The sequence below is a fragment of the Pseudoalteromonas sp. S1612 genome, from assembly GCF_005887175.1.
GTDB lineage: Bacteria > Pseudomonadota > Gammaproteobacteria > Enterobacterales > Alteromonadaceae > Pseudoalteromonas > Pseudoalteromonas undina.
Genome location: NZ_PNDH01000031.1, coordinates 17721 through 31578, shown reverse-complemented (window position 1 = coordinate 31578; position 13858 = coordinate 17721). Strand labels below are relative to the sequence as shown.

The window sequence follows — 13858 nt, the reverse complement described above, 5'->3', positions numbered from 1 at the left end:
ATGACTTCCTTATATAACCAGAATTCAGGTTAAGTAAAATAAGACTTTGCGGACTATTTGAGGTTATTTACCGCAAGCTGTTGGGAACTTAGGCGCGCTATAGTAAACTCAACCATACATTTAAGTGCAAGGATATTCTAACATGAGTGAAAAATTTGTTGTTCAATTAAGCGAGCAGTCGGCACCAGGACACTGGGGCGAAAGTGCGTCACTATCTTTTAACGAACACGGCGCAACGGTTCATTTATCTGAGCAAGAAACATTAAAAAACGTGCAAAAAGCAGGTCGTACTATTGCAAGCCAAGGTATTAAAAGTGTTGTGCTTGAAGGCGATGTTTGGTGTACAGAGAGCCAATGGGCCTTTTATCAAGGCTTTGTATCACCAAAAGTACTGCACGGTGTTGAGTTTGTTGATAATGCACAATCTGATTTAAAAGAACTTGCTGATTTAAAAGCTTCAGCAACGTGGGCACGTGAAATGGTTAACGGCACCGCCGATGACATTTACCCAGAGAGCCTAGCAGAAAAAGCGGCTGAATTTATTCAATCACTGGCACCAGAACATGTTAGCTACCAAATAATAAAAGGCGATGCGCTATTAGAGCAGCAATGGATTGGTATTCATGCTGTAGGTCGTGGTAGTGAACGCCCACCAGTGTTACTTGAGCTTGATTACAATCCAACTGGCGATGATAACGCACCAGTAAGCGCTGCACTTGTAGGTAAAGGTATTACGTTTGACTCAGGTGGTTACTCAATTAAGTCTAGCGAAGGCATGTTAGGCATGAAATGCGACATGGGCGGAGCGGCAACAGTTACCGCAGGTTTAGCATTGGCCATTAACCGTGGTGTAGAAAAGCGTATTAAGCTGTTTTTATGTTGTGCTGAGAACTTAATTTCCGGTCATGCATACAAACTAGGTGACATTCTTACCTACAAAAATGGCACAACCGTTGAAATTGTAAACACAGATGCTGAAGGTCGTTTAGTATTAGCTGATGGCCTTATGGCGGCAGGTGAGACAGGTGCACCACTTATTATTGATGCAGCAACATTGACGGGCGCAGCCCTTGTTGCCGTTGGTCAAGAATACAACGCGTTATTTGCCCTTGATAAAGAGCTAGTGCGTGAAGTAGAAGACTTTGCATCACAAGAAATGGAAGCCGCTTGGCCATTACCGCTTGAAAAGTGGCATCAACAAAACTGTCCATCACCGTATGCAGATACAGCAAACAGCCGTGCACAAAAAGGCGGTGGTTATGGTGGTGCTTCAAATGCAGCAGGTTTCTTATCTCGCTTTGTGCCAAACGATGGCAAAGGTTGGGTACACATTGACTTAGCGGCTGCATTTAATATGGGTGGTGGCACTAGTCAGTGGGCTTCAGGTGCAACTACCCAAGGTATGCGTACAGTAGCGCGCACCTTGCTTGAAAAGGCCTAATCAATTCAGATTAAGCAATTAGTTAAAAAATAGGTACCTTAAGGTGCCTATTTTTTTATCCGCCATACAAGCAATTTTGTTTTATTTACGGTAAAATCCTTCGCCAATACGTGTTTGAGCATCTATTTTATTTAAACCTCGCTCAAATATTATACATACCACTGGGATCCTTACTATGTCAGAAAAGTGCTATATCACGGCTCAACAATTACTTGAAGATTCATTCCGCGTAGCGGCACAAGTGTATAAAGATGGCTTTCGTCCAGATTTTATTATTGGTATATGGCGCGGTGGTGCTCCAATCGGGATCGCAGTTCAAGAATATTATGATTACAAAGGTATAGAGACCGATCATATTGCGGTGCGTACGTCGTCTTATTACGGTATTGGCAAGCAATCAAAAGAAATCAAAGTGCATGGTTTACACTACATTGTTGAAAACGCGAATGCGGGTGATTCATTATTGATTGTGGATGATGTGTTTGACTCAGGTCGAAGTATTGTGGCGCTAAAAGAGAAGCTTTCTGAACTAATGCGCTTAAACTTACCGAGTGATATTCGTATTGCTTGTCCATACTACAAGCCAAAAAACTCAAAAGTAGATACAGTGCCAGATTACTACATTCATGAGTCTGAAGAATGGTTAGTATTCCCGCATGAATTATCAGGGTTAACGCCGGATGAAATTATTGAAGGTAAATCTGATTTAGCTAAAATCCACGATATTTTACTTGAAAAATAAACGTGACTTTGCTCAATAAAAAAGGCCTTAATGGCCTTTTTTATTGTCTTTAAAGTTGTGCAAAGCTATCTACATATTCACTGAGTTTAGGAATATCGACAGCTTGCAGCCCTTGTGTGCTTCGTTGCACTAGGTTTTTTTCTACTAACTCACTCACTACCCGACGATATGCACGCTCAGTAGTTGCAAAGCGCTCTGCTTCTGCATTTACCGTAGGATAAGCACGCAATAAAGTGGGGTTGTTATTCTCCGCACGTAATAAGCAATCTTTAGCAATGTTGTAGCTTAAGGGAAGTAACAGTTTATCTAAGTTAATTTTTTGATTTTCTTGAAACTTAGCTGCAATGGTTTGCGCCGTGTATAGGCTCAGTTCTGGTTTATCGAGCAATAATGAGCGCCAATGCTTTAGCTCAATAAGATTATACGTGACATCACTGAAGCAAGTTACTGTGTAAATACACGGGTTATTATTCAGTGCTTCAATTTCGCCAATCAAGGTGTTGTTACAGTCGAGCTGGCCAAGTAGCAGACGTCGGCCATTTCCTACATCGTAACTAAACGATACAGTACCACTTCGCACCAATACCAACTTAGTGAGTGGTTGGTCTTGCTGTATTAATATTTCTTTTTTTGATTGCTGATAACTACTGCCGGCAAATGTCAGCAGCTGTTCAACAAGGTAACTGGAAAAATGGTATTGAAACATCAATCATGCTCTTCGGACAATTGTCCTATTTATTACACCTTAATGACGATAGCATTAAGATTAAGAATTTACGCTAACTTACCCACGCCGTTATTTAATGGCGTTAAATGACCTTCATTCTACCGTGTAATGATTAAAAAATTGTGGGTAAAACCAGTATATTTTAAGGTTTTATTGGTAAGTTAGCTTTTTTATTTAAACTGCTAAGCAGCAGTTTTTAATAATGTACTAAAATTTAGCTAGTAATATTAACCTAAAGCCTAGGAGAGAACAATTGAGTTGGGAATATTTAGGTTATTTAGCATCCGTTTTACTAGTTATTTCTTTGACCATGACCGATGTAACCAAACTGCGTTGGTTTAATTTATTGGGCTGTATTGCGTTTACTTTTTACGGTACAGCAATCGGTTCTGTACCGGTGGCATTTACTAATGGCTTGTTAGCTCTGGTCAATATATATCACATTATTAAGTTATATCGTCAGTCTAGGGCTGATACAAAAAAGGGTTAACTTTTAAGTTAACCCTTTTTTGTTTTTACTCAGACTTTGCTGAATCTTTTTGGTAGCGTAATTTACCTGCTATCCACGTTTGCAATACCTGAGTTTTATAAAGCTGCTCAATAGGCACTTTAAAGTAGTCTTGATCAACCAGTATAAAGTCAGCCCATTTACCTTGCTCTAAACTACCTACTTTAAACTCTTGATGCGCTGCATACGCGCCGCCAAGGGTAAACGCACGTAATGCATCTTCTCTGCTCAATACCTCACTGGCGCGCCATCCGTTTTCAGGCAGTTGATTATGATCCATGCGCGTTATCGCAGAATATAAACCATCAAATGGGTTCGCTAGTTCGACAGGGTAATCAGATCCCGCCGCAATCGTTGAACCTTGGTCTAAAAATGTTTGCCAAGCATAAGCGCCTTGTAGTTGTTTGTCGGTTAAACGCTGCTCAGCCATATGCATGTCTGATGTGGCATGCACAGGTTGCATAGATGGAATTATTTTCAGGGTTTTAAAGCGCGGGATATCCTCTGGCGAGACTATTTGTGCATGCTCCATACGATTGCGCAGTAGTATGCCACCGGTTTGTTTAAATACATTTTGATAGGCATCTAGCACAATTTTATTTGCTCTATCGCCAATTGCATGTGTGTTAGCGCTAAAACCACTTTTAAAAGTCAGGGTAAATAATTGCTCTAGCTTTTGTTGGGTTTCAAGCATAAGGCCAAAATGGTTGGCTCTATCAGCGTATTCTTCAATAAGCGCAGCACCACGTGACCCTAATGCCCCATCAGCATAAATTTTTACACTGCGGATAGATAAAAAGTCCTGCGCATCTTGATAACGACCGGCTTTAAGCATCATGTTTAAATCTGGGCTTGCTGCACTTAACATCGCTACAATTCTAAGCGGTAATGTGCCTAACTCGGCGCGTTGTTTGTAAACTTGCCATGTGGTTTTATCAATACCTGCATCATGAGTTGAGGTAATGCCTAGGCTTAGTAAGTGTTTACCTGCGGCATCTAATGCATTACTGACCGATTGTGCAGACGTTACAGGCATATGTTGAGTAATTAAGGTTTCTGCTTTATCAATAAAAATGCCGGTAGGTTTACCAAACTCACCTTTTATAATTTCTCCGCCAGCTGGGGCTGGTGTGTCAGCGTTAATATTGGCAAGTTCTAATGCTTTTGAGTTAACCCAAATGGCGTGACCATCTACTCGCGATAAAATAACAGGGCGATCGTTAACGACTTTGTCTAAGTCAGTGGCCGTAGGAAAGCGAGTATTTGACCATAGCTCTTGGTTCCAGCCTCGACCAATGATCCAACCTTCTTTACCTTTGGCAAATTCCTTGAGTTTAGCGGTTACTTCATCTACCGACTTTGCACCGCGCACATCAAGTTGCGACAAATTATTACCTAGCCCGATGACATGTCCATGCGCATCAATGAGCCCTGGGAGTAGGGTTTTGCCTTTCGCGTCAATTAGCGTTGCACCCGGAAAGCTATTTTTCAAGCTGTCTGGACCTGTTTTAACTACTTTGCCATCTTTTATGACCAAGGTCGTAAACGTATTTACTTCGCCATGGCGCATTTTTCCTTTATACAAAGGTGAGTAGCCATTGGCGTTATAAATGACTTTAGTTTGTGCTATTGCCACGCTAGTGACGGCACAAAGGCTTGCTAGCAATATTGGTTTTATTAGTTGCATAAGACGCACATTGTTATTATTTGTACTATCACAGTAGCAAACTCAAATTTAGAATACCAATAAGACGATTTTTTGTTGATACAATAGCGTACCTATAGTAGGTTAAACAGTAATCATTTAAAAAATAAAAACTAATTAAAACTTAACTTTCATGCATAAGGAAACGCAATGAAACCACTTTACCTCACAATTCCGTTAACATTACTTCTCTGCGCATGTAGTGCAACATCACCTGAGAATAAGGCTGTTGAAAAAATAGACTATATTGATTTGTCAAGCGCAGAACTTCGTGATTCGGGAAAAGATTACTGGAATATTTTTAAAAGAGTGGAGCCTTTATACCCCATTGAAGCTGCTAAAAAAGGGCTTGCAGGGTGTGTTGAGCTCGTAACTATGATTAATCAGGAAGGAAAGGCGCAAGGCTATAAAATACTTTCTTCATACCCTCAAAAGCTATTTGATAAAGCAGCCGCAAAATCCCTCAATTTATGGAAATGGCTTCCGGCTGAAAATAATAAAAATAAACAACCCATTCTTACGCACATTAGAATGGATTTTATGCTTGAATCTAAAGACGTTAGTAAAAAATATTTGAAAAACTGCCCCCCCACCGAAGAAAAATTTTTGGTAAAAGGAAAAGTATATAAACGTACTTTATAATATATTTTCTTTATTTACTGGCGTACAAGCTGTATTCGCTTAATGACAATTGTGCGTCTTTATCACGGTCATAACTGCCAAAACGTGACCATAAAGCAGGATCACTGGCAGCTTCAGAACGAGTCAAAAAGCCATTTTGGTTGCGGTCAAGTTTTTCAAACTTTTCGGCAATATAACTGCTTGTTGCAAAACTCATACAGCTAAAAACAGTCAGTGTTAGTAAAATAATATTATGAAAAGGCTTCATATAAATGCTCAGTACAGGTTAGTGGTTAAGTAGTTTTTAAACTCAGTTAAAGAAATTCTGTTGTCTTGATTTTCATCCCAATTTGAAAATGAGTTTAATAGCTGAGGCTGAGCAGCAAGCTCGCTGTGGGTTAAATATCCATCATTATTTTTGTCCAAATGGTCAAAGCGTTGCTTTACGTCAAGTGCGAATGCACTTTGGCTGATAAAAAGTAAAGCACCAATAAAGGGAAGCAGTATTCTCATAGTTGGCGTTCCAAGGTGTATTTTAATTGCTGCAGTATTGAAAGAAAGCACTTGCCATAATTTAACTCCCAACATTAAATCCGTTTACACACTCCCTCAGGGATTATGGCAAATGCTTTTAACTCTATAATATAAAACTTAACTTGAATCTAAACTTAAGGTTTAAAGTTTTCGAACTCTTTTTTAGAAATCATCTCGTTATTGTCTTTGTCTAAATCAGTAAACTGCTTAAGCAGCTGCTTATCTTGTTTGGCCTCAGTGAGCGATATTTGGCCGTCCATATTTTTATCTAAATGCATAAAACGTACATTTAACGACGATGCCAATGCCGTCGCGCTAATAGCTAAAAATAGTAGCGAAAAAGCACCAATTAATTGTTTCATAAATATACTCCTTTATTTTACAAACTGTTTAAATTCATCGAACGATAGTTGTCCGTCTTCATTCTTGTCTATTTGTGCAAAATTCTCATGCAGTAATGCATCTTCGCCTGCCTCTGCTTCGCTTAATGTACCGTTGCTGTCTTTATCTAGGCTGTAAAATGCTGTATTCACATCAAGCGCAAATATATGGCTACTCGTTAAACATAACGCTATTAAGGCAGTAGATTTTAAATAACCTTTAGTCATTCCTTGGCCTTTAAAAATTAATATTTATAAGCGTATTACAATTATAGTGCCAGCTTTAATTTTTATTAAAAATCAATGGTTTAATTTTTTAACTTGTTTTTAATGAGTAATATTTACCGACGGTTGTGTGTTTTATGCAACATTTTCTTAATTAGAATTTTTTACTATTTTTAAATCAAGTGTTTAACTTGTCGCAATTATGCGACATTGCAACGTTTTTGCTCTCAAAAATGTATTTGGTTCAGCGAGTGTATAAGTTGAGCGCTTAATAATAGAGCGCTTAAAAGTAGTAAAGGATTAGTGTATGCCTGCAATCATGGCTGAAAAATATAAAGCATTGGTAAACTGGCGTCCTAATTTGATTGGCCAGTTTGTAATGAGTATGCTGTTGTCACTTTTGCCTTTGTCTATTGTGGTTATTGTATTTTTAAATGTATTAAATAAACAATTAGCGGTCACACAGCAAATTGTCAGTAATAACTATCAAGTAACCAAGTCGTTTAATGCACTTAAACAAGAGCTCAATAGTTTAGAAAGGGCAACAAGGCAAAACTGGGTATTAAAAAGCGATTCACTCGATAAACTTATCGTGGATAAATGGCAGTCATCGCTGGACAATATAAATGAGCTTAAACAGCTTTCTAGCAGCCAACAAAGTACTCAACAATGGCAACGGTTAACAGATACGCTAAAAGCAGCGCATACCAAACTGGTGGTTGAAGCTCGTGAGCAAGCAGAGTTGTTTGTGCCAATTAGTGAAATACTGGCAGATCTAACAATGTGGTTGCGCGAAACCAATGAAGCCAAAATCACTCAAAACCAAATTAAACTGACAAATTTACAAGCCTCCTTTATAAACTGGTTAGTGGCACTTACGCCTTTAACCTTACTTGTTGGCGGTGGGTTTTTATGGCGGATAAGTGGCCGTTTAAAAGGTTTAACCTCCGTTATTGATAAATTAGGCCAAGGAGATTGGCAGCAAAAAATATCAGTGCAGGGATCAGCTGAGCTCATTGAACTAGGTAACAAGTTGCAGTGGGTGCAGGCGCAACTGCATATGCTAGAGCAGCAAAAAGATACGTTTTTACGCCATGTAACTCACGAATTAAAAACGCCTTTGGCCTCTATGGTTGAGGGCACTGAGTTATTAGCCGATGAAATTGTTGGGCCAATTAATAATGAGCAAAAAGCAGTGCTTGGGTTAATCAGTCAATCTATGGTGAGATTACGCACTATGATAGACAGCTTGTTAAGTTATAACGCGATTCGAACCAGTAAAGATAATGTTAGTGAAGTGGAATTTAACCAGCTCATAAAAAAGGTAAATAATCATTTTGAACATAGGTTAAATGCCCGAGAGCAGTCGCTTATTTGGCACAATAGCCTACCGACAGTTGCACTTAACTTACCGCGAGAATTAATTGAAATGATTTTAATTCAGTTAATCTCTAATGGTTTAAAGTTTTCCCAGTCAAGCCAAGCAGTGTCAATTAGCTTAAGTTTAGAAAGTAACAGCTTAATTATACAGGTCGCTGATGAGGGCTGTGGTATTAAAGAGCATGAAAAAGAACACGTTTTTGGCGCTTTTTATCAAGGTAAACACAGTAAAGAGATTAGTCTGCAAGGCAGTGGTTTAGGCCTTACCATAGTTAAAGAGTCGGTTGAACAGTTACAGGGTAAGTTAACTATTGAGCATAATGAGCCGCAAGGCTGTCGATTTAACATTGTCATCCCCTATAAAAATAAAGGAGTTAAATAATATGTCTGCGCGTTTAATGGCTATTTTATGGCTAACCAGCAGTCTCGTTTTTTTATCTGGGTGTGAATTAACCAACACTCAAACACCAGCTAAACCTGAGCTAATAGCTCAAACTCAGCCCGATAATAAAAGCAACCAGCCCAATCCAAAGCCGCGGCCAAAACTAGATCTTATGTATCCGCCCGCAGCGCAAGTTATTGCATGGCATGCCCATCAGTGTGGTGGCTTTAAATTAACGCCTGACAATAAAACTTACTTAGGGGAGCAAGCACTTAAGGCATTTTTTAATACCGCATGCGTCAACCTTAGTCGCGACCCTGATACTGTTATGAGTCAATTGCTTAAGCTAGATCAAGCTTACTATTGGCCAGACGATATAAAACACTATTTATGGCTGCAAAAGCAGCAGGTATTAATGCAAATAAATGCAAAAAAACAACAACAAGCATTAAACGCTGAAATGCAAAAAACCTTATCGTCATTAGCTGCAATTGAACAGCAACTTTTATTACGTGAAGAAACCAAGGAGCAGTAACTATGTCAGTCACACTTCCATCAAGCGCTAAAGTGTTACTCGTTGATGACGATGCCAGCTTACTGCAGCTACTGGCAATTCGAATTCAATCAAAAGGTTATGAAGTAACAACCTGTGATAGTGGCATGAATGCATTACAAATACTTAAAAGCCAAGTATTTGATGCGGTGATCACCGATTTAAGAATGGATGAAATGGATGGAATGGCACTGCACCGACAATTGCAAAGCCGCTACCCAGCACTACCTGTAATTATGATGACGGCTCATGGTTCAATTCCTGATGCGGTAGAGGCGACTAAGCAAGGTATTTTTGCCTTTATTACTAAGCCAGTTGATAAAGATGAGCTATTCGATAGCTTAGCTAAAGCCATAGAAATACATGGGGTGAATAATGATGATATTACTCCGCAAAGCAATATTGTTACTCGCAGTGGCGCTATGCTGCATTTGCTAGAGCAAGTTAAATTACTAGGCCCTACTCAGGTAAATGTACTTATCTCTGGTGCTAGTGGTACGGGTAAGGAGCTGCTTGCACAGGCAATTCATCAGCACAGCCATGTTTGTGATGGCCCATTTGTGGCTATTAACTGTGGTGCAGTCCCTGGTGAGTTATTAGAATCGGAGTTATTTGGTCACAAAAAAGGCGCATTCACAGGGGCGGTAAAAGATCACCAAGGTCTGTTTCAGCAAGCACAAGGGGGGACCTTATTTCTAGATGAAATTGGTGATATGCCGCTAAATTTACAAGTTAAGTTATTACGCGTGCTGCAAGAAAAAACCATTCGCCCAGTCGGTTTTCAAGAAGAAATCCCCATTAATGTGCGAATTGTTTCAGCGACCCATAAAAACCTGCCTGAAGCTATTAGCAATCAAGAGTTTAGAGAAGATTTATATTATCGTTTAAACGTAGTAAATCTCAAACTTCCTCCGCTGCGAGAGCGCCGTGAAGATATTAGCTTATTAGCCAACTTTTTTAGCGCCAATATTGCAAAACGTATGGAACAAAAAGAAAAACGTTTTGCAAACGATGCCATGCATGCATTGGTAAGGTATGATTGGCCAGGTAATATTCGTCAATTACAAAATGTAGTGGAGCAGGTGGTTGCCTTAACACCAAGTGACGTTATATCTGAACATTTAGTGCTTAGTGCGTTAAATAGCAATGAAAATAACGTTGAGCCACTTTCGCTTAACGACGCTAAAAAAGAGTTTGAGCGAGATTACGTTATCAATACCCTGAAAATGGCAGGGGGTAATGTGGCCGAAGGTGCAAAGCTTGCCAAGCGTAATCGTTCTGATTTTTATAAGTTGATTAAAAAGCATGAAATTGACGTAGATAGCTTAATGTAATTTTAAAAAAGGAAGTGAGCATGCAGTTATTTATGGTGTATTTAGGTGGGCGTATTCAAGGTTGCCACATAGAAATGCACGACGTACGCTTTGTGGTAGGTCAAAACATTGAGCAAACTTATAGCAAGCTTAAAAGTCAGTGGGTAGGCGACAAAAATAGCGTACACATGGATAGCTACATGGCGGTTAATCACATTGATGGTTATAAAGTCGAGGTAGTTGATAGTTATGTAGAGCAAAATAAGCAGCTTTATTTTGTTAACTTAGGTGCTTACAGAAGCGACTCACTAGCAGAGCAACACGACTTTGCTTTGTATGTTGCCAGTAGTAGTGAAGAAGCAAAACAGCGCGCTAAAAATGATTTACTCGCAGGGCTTAGCCATCTACATAAAGATGATTTACATGACGTTGATGATTGCTTTGCTATAGATTTACTCGATAGCCAGCTTAATATTAAACTAACCCCAAGTGGTCAAGCACAAACAATTAAACCTGACTGGTTTGGTTATCATGTATTATAATAAATGAGGATTTATTAAGTTTATTAGGATGTTGTGTGAAAAAGTATGCGTTTATACTTTTGCTAGTTGGCTTAAGTGGTTGTAAATCACTGTCAGGTTTACCGCCCGTTGTTGATTTAAATAAACTGGTAAAGCAAGTAAAAAACGATCCTACTGACGTGGTTGCAATTCACAAGCAAGCACAAAAAACACACCGTTCTATTAAGGCACAGGTTGGTAGCGTAAAACAGCTTTTAGCCGCATTAGAAAGCGTTGTTGGGCGCAAGTGGGGTAAACAAAACACTCAGCAACCTAGTGCCAAAAAATACGTAAAATACAGTAATGATTACCAAGCTCGTGCCATTATTGATTTTGAGCAAGGCACTGTAAAAGTAGAAACCATCGCGTTAAAAAATACAATAAGCTTGTTACAGCAGGCCATTGTTATGACCTTACTGACCTCTAGCGATCCCGATAAAACCGATATTTTTACCAGCGAAGCGCCCATTTTAGAAGGTGAGCCGTTTTTATACCAACAAGTGCTCGATCAAGATAAGTTACCCATAAAATATAGCTGGCGTGCTAATCGATTCGCGCGTTATTTAGTAAATAATAACTTAAAAAAGCAACGTCAATATGGGCACGTTATTTCGTCGGTTAGTTTTGATTTAGTCGAGCAAAATGCCCATTTAAGAAAACAAAAATACAGTGATTATGTGCTTGCGGCTGCAAAAAAATATCAAATATCGGCAGCACTTATTTATGCCATTATTGAAACCGAAAGTAGCTTTAATCCACATGCGGTGAGTTCATCCAATGCCTATGGATTAATGCAAGTGATCCCGGCTACCGCAGGGCGCGATGTATACCAAAAAATAAAAAAAGTACCTGGGCAACCAACCAAAGCTGTATTGTTTAATCCAAAATATAATATTGATATTGGCAGCGCCTATTTAAGTATTTTAAAAAATAACTACTTAAACAAAATTAGTACCGACAAAAGTAAGCACTTTGCCATGATCTCGTCTTATAACGGCGGGGCGGGTAATGTACTGCGCATATTTAATAAAAATAGAAGTGTGGCGTTTTCACAAATAAATCAGCTTACTGCAAGCCAGTTTTATAATATTCTCACCACTAAGCACTCACGTGCAGAATCAAGACGCTATTTATACAAAGTCACTAAAGCAGAAAAAAACTATCAGTAACTTATTTACTCATCATTTTCTTGTTGTTCACTTTTGGCTGCCATTTTAAAGGCTACTATTACTAAGCCAAACATAGCAAATGGGATTGCAGCTAACAAATACTCAACCAAGTGGCTGTCTTGAAAATTAGCCTGTAGCAAGAAATGTCCTGCAACACACATAATAATAACCACCAAAAGGATGGGCAGTAACATAAGTTCTTTTTTTGCTGAGTGGTTTTTCATTCGCTGTTAGGTATTAAAAAATAATGCGCTATTGTAATGAGCTTAATAAAGCTTGGCAAACAACACAGATTTTTTAATGACTATTAGGTATGATTAACATCAAAGAAAAGCTTAAAAGTAGTGGTTGGGAATAAAGTGCAACAGAGTTTAAAGCAAGTTTACCTAGTGGGTGGAGCAGTGCGAGATAAACTGCTAAACATACAATCAAAAGATAATGACTATGTTGTTATTGGTGAAACGCCAGAGACAATGGAAGCGCTCGGATTTTTACCCATTGGCAGCGATTTTCCGGTTTACTTACACCCAAACACTAAAGAAGAATATGCACTAGGGCGCACTGAGCGTAAAAGTGGTAAAGGTTATACCGGCTTTGTGGTGGATGCCAGCCCAAACGTAACTCTTGAAGAAGATTTAGCACGCCGAGATTTAACCATTAACTCTATGGCATTAGACGAAAACGGCACTATTATTGACCCTTTTAATGGTCAAGATGATTTAAAAAATAAAATACTGCGCCACACCACCCACGCATTTGTAGAAGACCCTGTTCGGGTATTACGTATTGCTCGCTTTTTAGCCCGTTATGGTAGTGACTGGTCTATTCATCCAAGTACTACTGCATTAATGCATGAGCTTAAAAATAAAGGCGAGCTGGAACATTTAGTGCCTGAGCGAGTTTGGCTTGAAACAGAAAAAGCGCTTGGCGAAAAACACCCTGAGCTTTATTTTCAAGCATTAGATGGGTTAGGTATTTTTTCTGAAATAGAGCAGATGAAAAACACCCCGCAGCCGGCAAATCATCATCCCGAGGGCGATGTGTTTGTCCATACCATGCTAGTGCTTAGACGAGCAGCCGATTTAGGCTTTAACCTAGAAACGCGGTTTGCCGCCTTAACCCATGATTTTGGTAAAGCACTAAGCTATAAAAAACGCGGTAATTTACGCGGCCATGAACGTGAAGGGGTTGCTGTAGTTGAGGCCTTTTGTGAACGTTTAAAAGTGCCTAATCGCTTTCGTTATATAGGCGTGCTCACCAGTGATAACCATACCCTTTGCCACACACTTGAACAATTAAGGCCGCAAACCATTCATAAATTAATCGTCACTAATTTAAATGCACTAGTGCACCCAGAGCGTTTTATTGCCTTTACTCAAGCGTGCCAGTGTGATGCACAAGGACGAGGCGAAACACTGGTGGATAAGCCCTATCCACAAGCCGCTAAATTACGTGCTATTCACAATGAACTACAAAAAATGGATAAAAAGCAGATAGTGCAAGACGCGCTTAAAAGCGGCAAAAAGGGCCCCGAAATAGGCGAAACGGTCAAACAGGCAGAAATAGACTGCATTAAAGCGTTTTTAAGCGATGAGCCAAGTACGGTAAGCTAATTAGT

17 protein-coding genes are annotated in these 13858 nt (G+C 39.3%); 10 read left to right on the top strand and 7 right to left on the bottom strand.

All coding sequences use genetic code 11. The annotated features are described in order from the left end of the window. Positions 1-142: 142 nt before the first annotated feature. A complete protein-coding gene (gene pepB, locus CWB78_RS11495) occupies positions 143-1441 on the top strand; it encodes an aminopeptidase PepB (RefSeq protein WP_131691598.1) in 1299 nt (432 codons plus the stop codon). 175 nt (positions 1442-1616) lie between these two features. Then, the gene (locus tag CWB78_RS11490) at positions 1617-2183 is read left to right on the top strand and encodes a phosphoribosyltransferase (protein WP_010387648.1); all 567 of its coding nucleotides are present in this window, start codon (positions 1617-1619) and stop codon (positions 2181-2183) included. Between the two features lie 49 nt (positions 2184-2232). Here CWB78_RS11490 and CWB78_RS11485 read toward each other — a convergent pair whose 3' ends face one another. Next, positions 2233-2889, bottom strand: coding sequence for a Crp/Fnr family transcriptional regulator (locus tag CWB78_RS11485; RefSeq protein WP_076918373.1), 657 nt, complete (start codon positions 2887-2889; stop codon positions 2233-2235). A gap of 274 nt (positions 2890-3163) precedes the next feature. Here CWB78_RS11485 and CWB78_RS11480 point away from each other — a divergent pair, with 274 nt between their 5' ends. Beyond that, on the top strand, positions 3164-3400 hold the full coding sequence (locus tag CWB78_RS11480) for a YgjV family protein (RefSeq protein WP_010387650.1): 237 nt from the start codon (positions 3164-3166) through the stop codon (positions 3398-3400). A gap of 25 nt (positions 3401-3425) precedes the next feature. Here CWB78_RS11480 and CWB78_RS11475 read toward each other — a convergent pair whose 3' ends face one another. Beyond that, complete coding sequence (locus tag CWB78_RS11475) at positions 3426-5105, bottom strand: amidohydrolase (protein ID WP_502705094.1); 1680 nt, start codon at positions 5103-5105, stop codon at positions 3426-3428. A gap of 168 nt (positions 5106-5273) precedes the next feature. Between CWB78_RS11475 and CWB78_RS11470 the strand changes: the two genes are divergently transcribed. Then, positions 5274-5765, top strand: coding sequence for an energy transducer TonB (locus CWB78_RS11470; protein ID WP_138595650.1), 492 nt, complete (start codon positions 5274-5276; stop codon positions 5763-5765). A 10-nt stretch (positions 5766-5775) separates the two neighbouring features. Here the strand turns inward: CWB78_RS11470 and CWB78_RS11465 are convergent, their stop codons facing one another. The 4 genes from CWB78_RS11465 to CWB78_RS11450 all read right to left on the bottom strand — a co-directional run bounded on the left by CWB78_RS11465 (position 5776) and on the right by CWB78_RS11450 (position 6886). Beyond that, the gene (locus CWB78_RS11465) at positions 5776-6012 is read right to left on the bottom strand and encodes an EF-hand domain-containing protein (RefSeq protein WP_138595649.1); all 237 of its coding nucleotides are present in this window, start codon (positions 6010-6012) and stop codon (positions 5776-5778) included. An 8-nt stretch (positions 6013-6020) separates the two neighbouring features. Next, positions 6021-6257, bottom strand: a complete 237-nt coding sequence (locus CWB78_RS11460; protein WP_010387655.1) for an EF-hand domain-containing protein — start codon at positions 6255-6257, stop codon at positions 6021-6023. A 155-nt stretch (positions 6258-6412) separates the two neighbouring features. Further along, the gene (locus CWB78_RS11455; RefSeq protein WP_008111149.1) at positions 6413-6640 is read right to left on the bottom strand and encodes an EF-hand domain-containing protein; all 228 of its coding nucleotides are present in this window, start codon (positions 6638-6640) and stop codon (positions 6413-6415) included. A 12-nt stretch (positions 6641-6652) separates the two neighbouring features. Beyond that, the gene (locus CWB78_RS11450) at positions 6653-6886 is read right to left on the bottom strand and encodes an EF-hand domain-containing protein (protein WP_055012984.1); all 234 of its coding nucleotides are present in this window, start codon (positions 6884-6886) and stop codon (positions 6653-6655) included. A gap of 304 nt (positions 6887-7190) precedes the next feature. Here CWB78_RS11450 and CWB78_RS11445 point away from each other — a divergent pair, with 304 nt between their 5' ends. Genes CWB78_RS11445 through CWB78_RS11425 form a run of 5 tightly spaced genes read left to right on the top strand, consistent with a single transcriptional unit; the run spans position 7191 to position 12240 of the window. Then, positions 7191-8645: a HAMP domain-containing sensor histidine kinase gene (locus CWB78_RS11445; RefSeq protein WP_138595647.1), complete on the top strand. Its 1455-nt coding sequence runs from the start codon at positions 7191-7193 to the stop codon at positions 8643-8645. Between the two features lies 1 nt (position 8646). Further along, positions 8647-9180, top strand: coding sequence for a hypothetical protein (locus tag CWB78_RS11440; RefSeq protein ID WP_054201834.1), 534 nt, complete (start codon positions 8647-8649; stop codon positions 9178-9180). 2 nt (positions 9181-9182) lie between these two features. After that, positions 9183-10532 (top strand): sigma 54-interacting transcriptional regulator, encoded by a 1350-nt coding sequence (locus tag CWB78_RS11435; RefSeq protein ID WP_138595645.1) that lies wholly within the window; start codon positions 9183-9185, stop codon positions 10530-10532. A gap of 20 nt (positions 10533-10552) precedes the next feature. Beyond that, positions 10553-11053 (top strand): DUF1543 domain-containing protein, encoded by a 501-nt coding sequence (locus tag CWB78_RS11430; protein ID WP_010387662.1) that lies wholly within the window; start codon positions 10553-10555, stop codon positions 11051-11053. A gap of 35 nt (positions 11054-11088) precedes the next feature. After that, positions 11089-12240, top strand: a complete 1152-nt coding sequence (locus tag CWB78_RS11425; RefSeq protein ID WP_054201832.1) for a murein transglycosylase domain-containing protein — start codon at positions 11089-11091, stop codon at positions 12238-12240. 5 nt (positions 12241-12245) lie between these two features. On the opposite strand, the gene CWB78_RS11420 is transcribed toward CWB78_RS11425, so the two are convergent. Further along, positions 12246-12464 carry a hypothetical protein gene (locus CWB78_RS11420; RefSeq protein WP_036981490.1) on the bottom strand — a complete coding sequence of 73 codons (219 nt, stop codon included), beginning with the start codon at positions 12462-12464 and terminating at the stop codon, positions 12246-12248. A 135-nt stretch (positions 12465-12599) separates the two neighbouring features. On the opposite strand from CWB78_RS11420, the gene CWB78_RS11415 reads away from it, so the two are divergent. Next, positions 12600-13853, top strand: coding sequence for a multifunctional CCA addition/repair protein (locus CWB78_RS11415; protein ID WP_138595643.1), 1254 nt, complete (start codon positions 12600-12602; stop codon positions 13851-13853). Positions 13854-13858 lie beyond the last annotated feature (5 nt).

What these genes read in the sequence shown, in the direction of transcription:
- CWB78_RS11470 (WP_138595650.1), top strand. Translation starts at nt 5,274, where the DNA reads ATGAAACCACTTTACCTCACAATTCCGTTAACATTACTTCTCTGCGCA.
- CWB78_RS11430 (WP_010387662.1), top strand. Translation starts at nt 10,553, where the DNA reads ATGCAGTTATTTATGGTGTATTTAGGTGGGCGTATTCAAGGTTGCCAC.
- CWB78_RS11445 (WP_138595647.1), top strand. Translation starts at nt 7,191, where the DNA reads ATGCCTGCAATCATGGCTGAAAAATATAAAGCATTGGTAAACTGGCGT.
- CWB78_RS11450 (WP_055012984.1), bottom strand. Translation starts at nt 6,886, where the DNA reads ATGACTAAAGGTTATTTAAAATCTACTGCCTTAATAGCGTTATGTTTA.
- CWB78_RS11485 (WP_076918373.1), bottom strand. Translation starts at nt 2,889, where the DNA reads ATGTTTCAATACCATTTTTCCAGTTACCTTGTTGAACAGCTGCTGACA.
- CWB78_RS11460 (WP_010387655.1), bottom strand. Translation starts at nt 6,257, where the DNA reads ATGAGAATACTGCTTCCCTTTATTGGTGCTTTACTTTTTATCAGCCAA.
- CWB78_RS11455 (WP_008111149.1), bottom strand. Translation starts at nt 6,640, where the DNA reads ATGAAACAATTAATTGGTGCTTTTTCGCTACTATTTTTAGCTATTAGC.
- CWB78_RS11475 (WP_502705094.1), bottom strand. Translation starts at nt 5,105, where the DNA reads ATGCAACTAATAAAACCAATATTGCTAGCAAGCCTTTGTGCCGTCACT.
- CWB78_RS11465 (WP_138595649.1), bottom strand. Translation starts at nt 6,012, where the DNA reads ATGAAGCCTTTTCATAATATTATTTTACTAACACTGACTGTTTTTAGC.
- CWB78_RS11435 (WP_138595645.1), top strand. Translation starts at nt 9,183, where the DNA reads ATGTCAGTCACACTTCCATCAAGCGCTAAAGTGTTACTCGTTGATGAC.
- CWB78_RS11490 (WP_010387648.1), top strand. Translation starts at nt 1,617, where the DNA reads ATGTCAGAAAAGTGCTATATCACGGCTCAACAATTACTTGAAGATTCA.
- pepB (WP_131691598.1), top strand. Translation starts at nt 143, where the DNA reads ATGAGTGAAAAATTTGTTGTTCAATTAAGCGAGCAGTCGGCACCAGGA.
- CWB78_RS11440 (WP_054201834.1), top strand. Translation starts at nt 8,647, where the DNA reads ATGTCTGCGCGTTTAATGGCTATTTTATGGCTAACCAGCAGTCTCGTT.
- CWB78_RS11420 (WP_036981490.1), bottom strand. Translation starts at nt 12,464, where the DNA reads ATGAAAAACCACTCAGCAAAAAAAGAACTTATGTTACTGCCCATCCTT.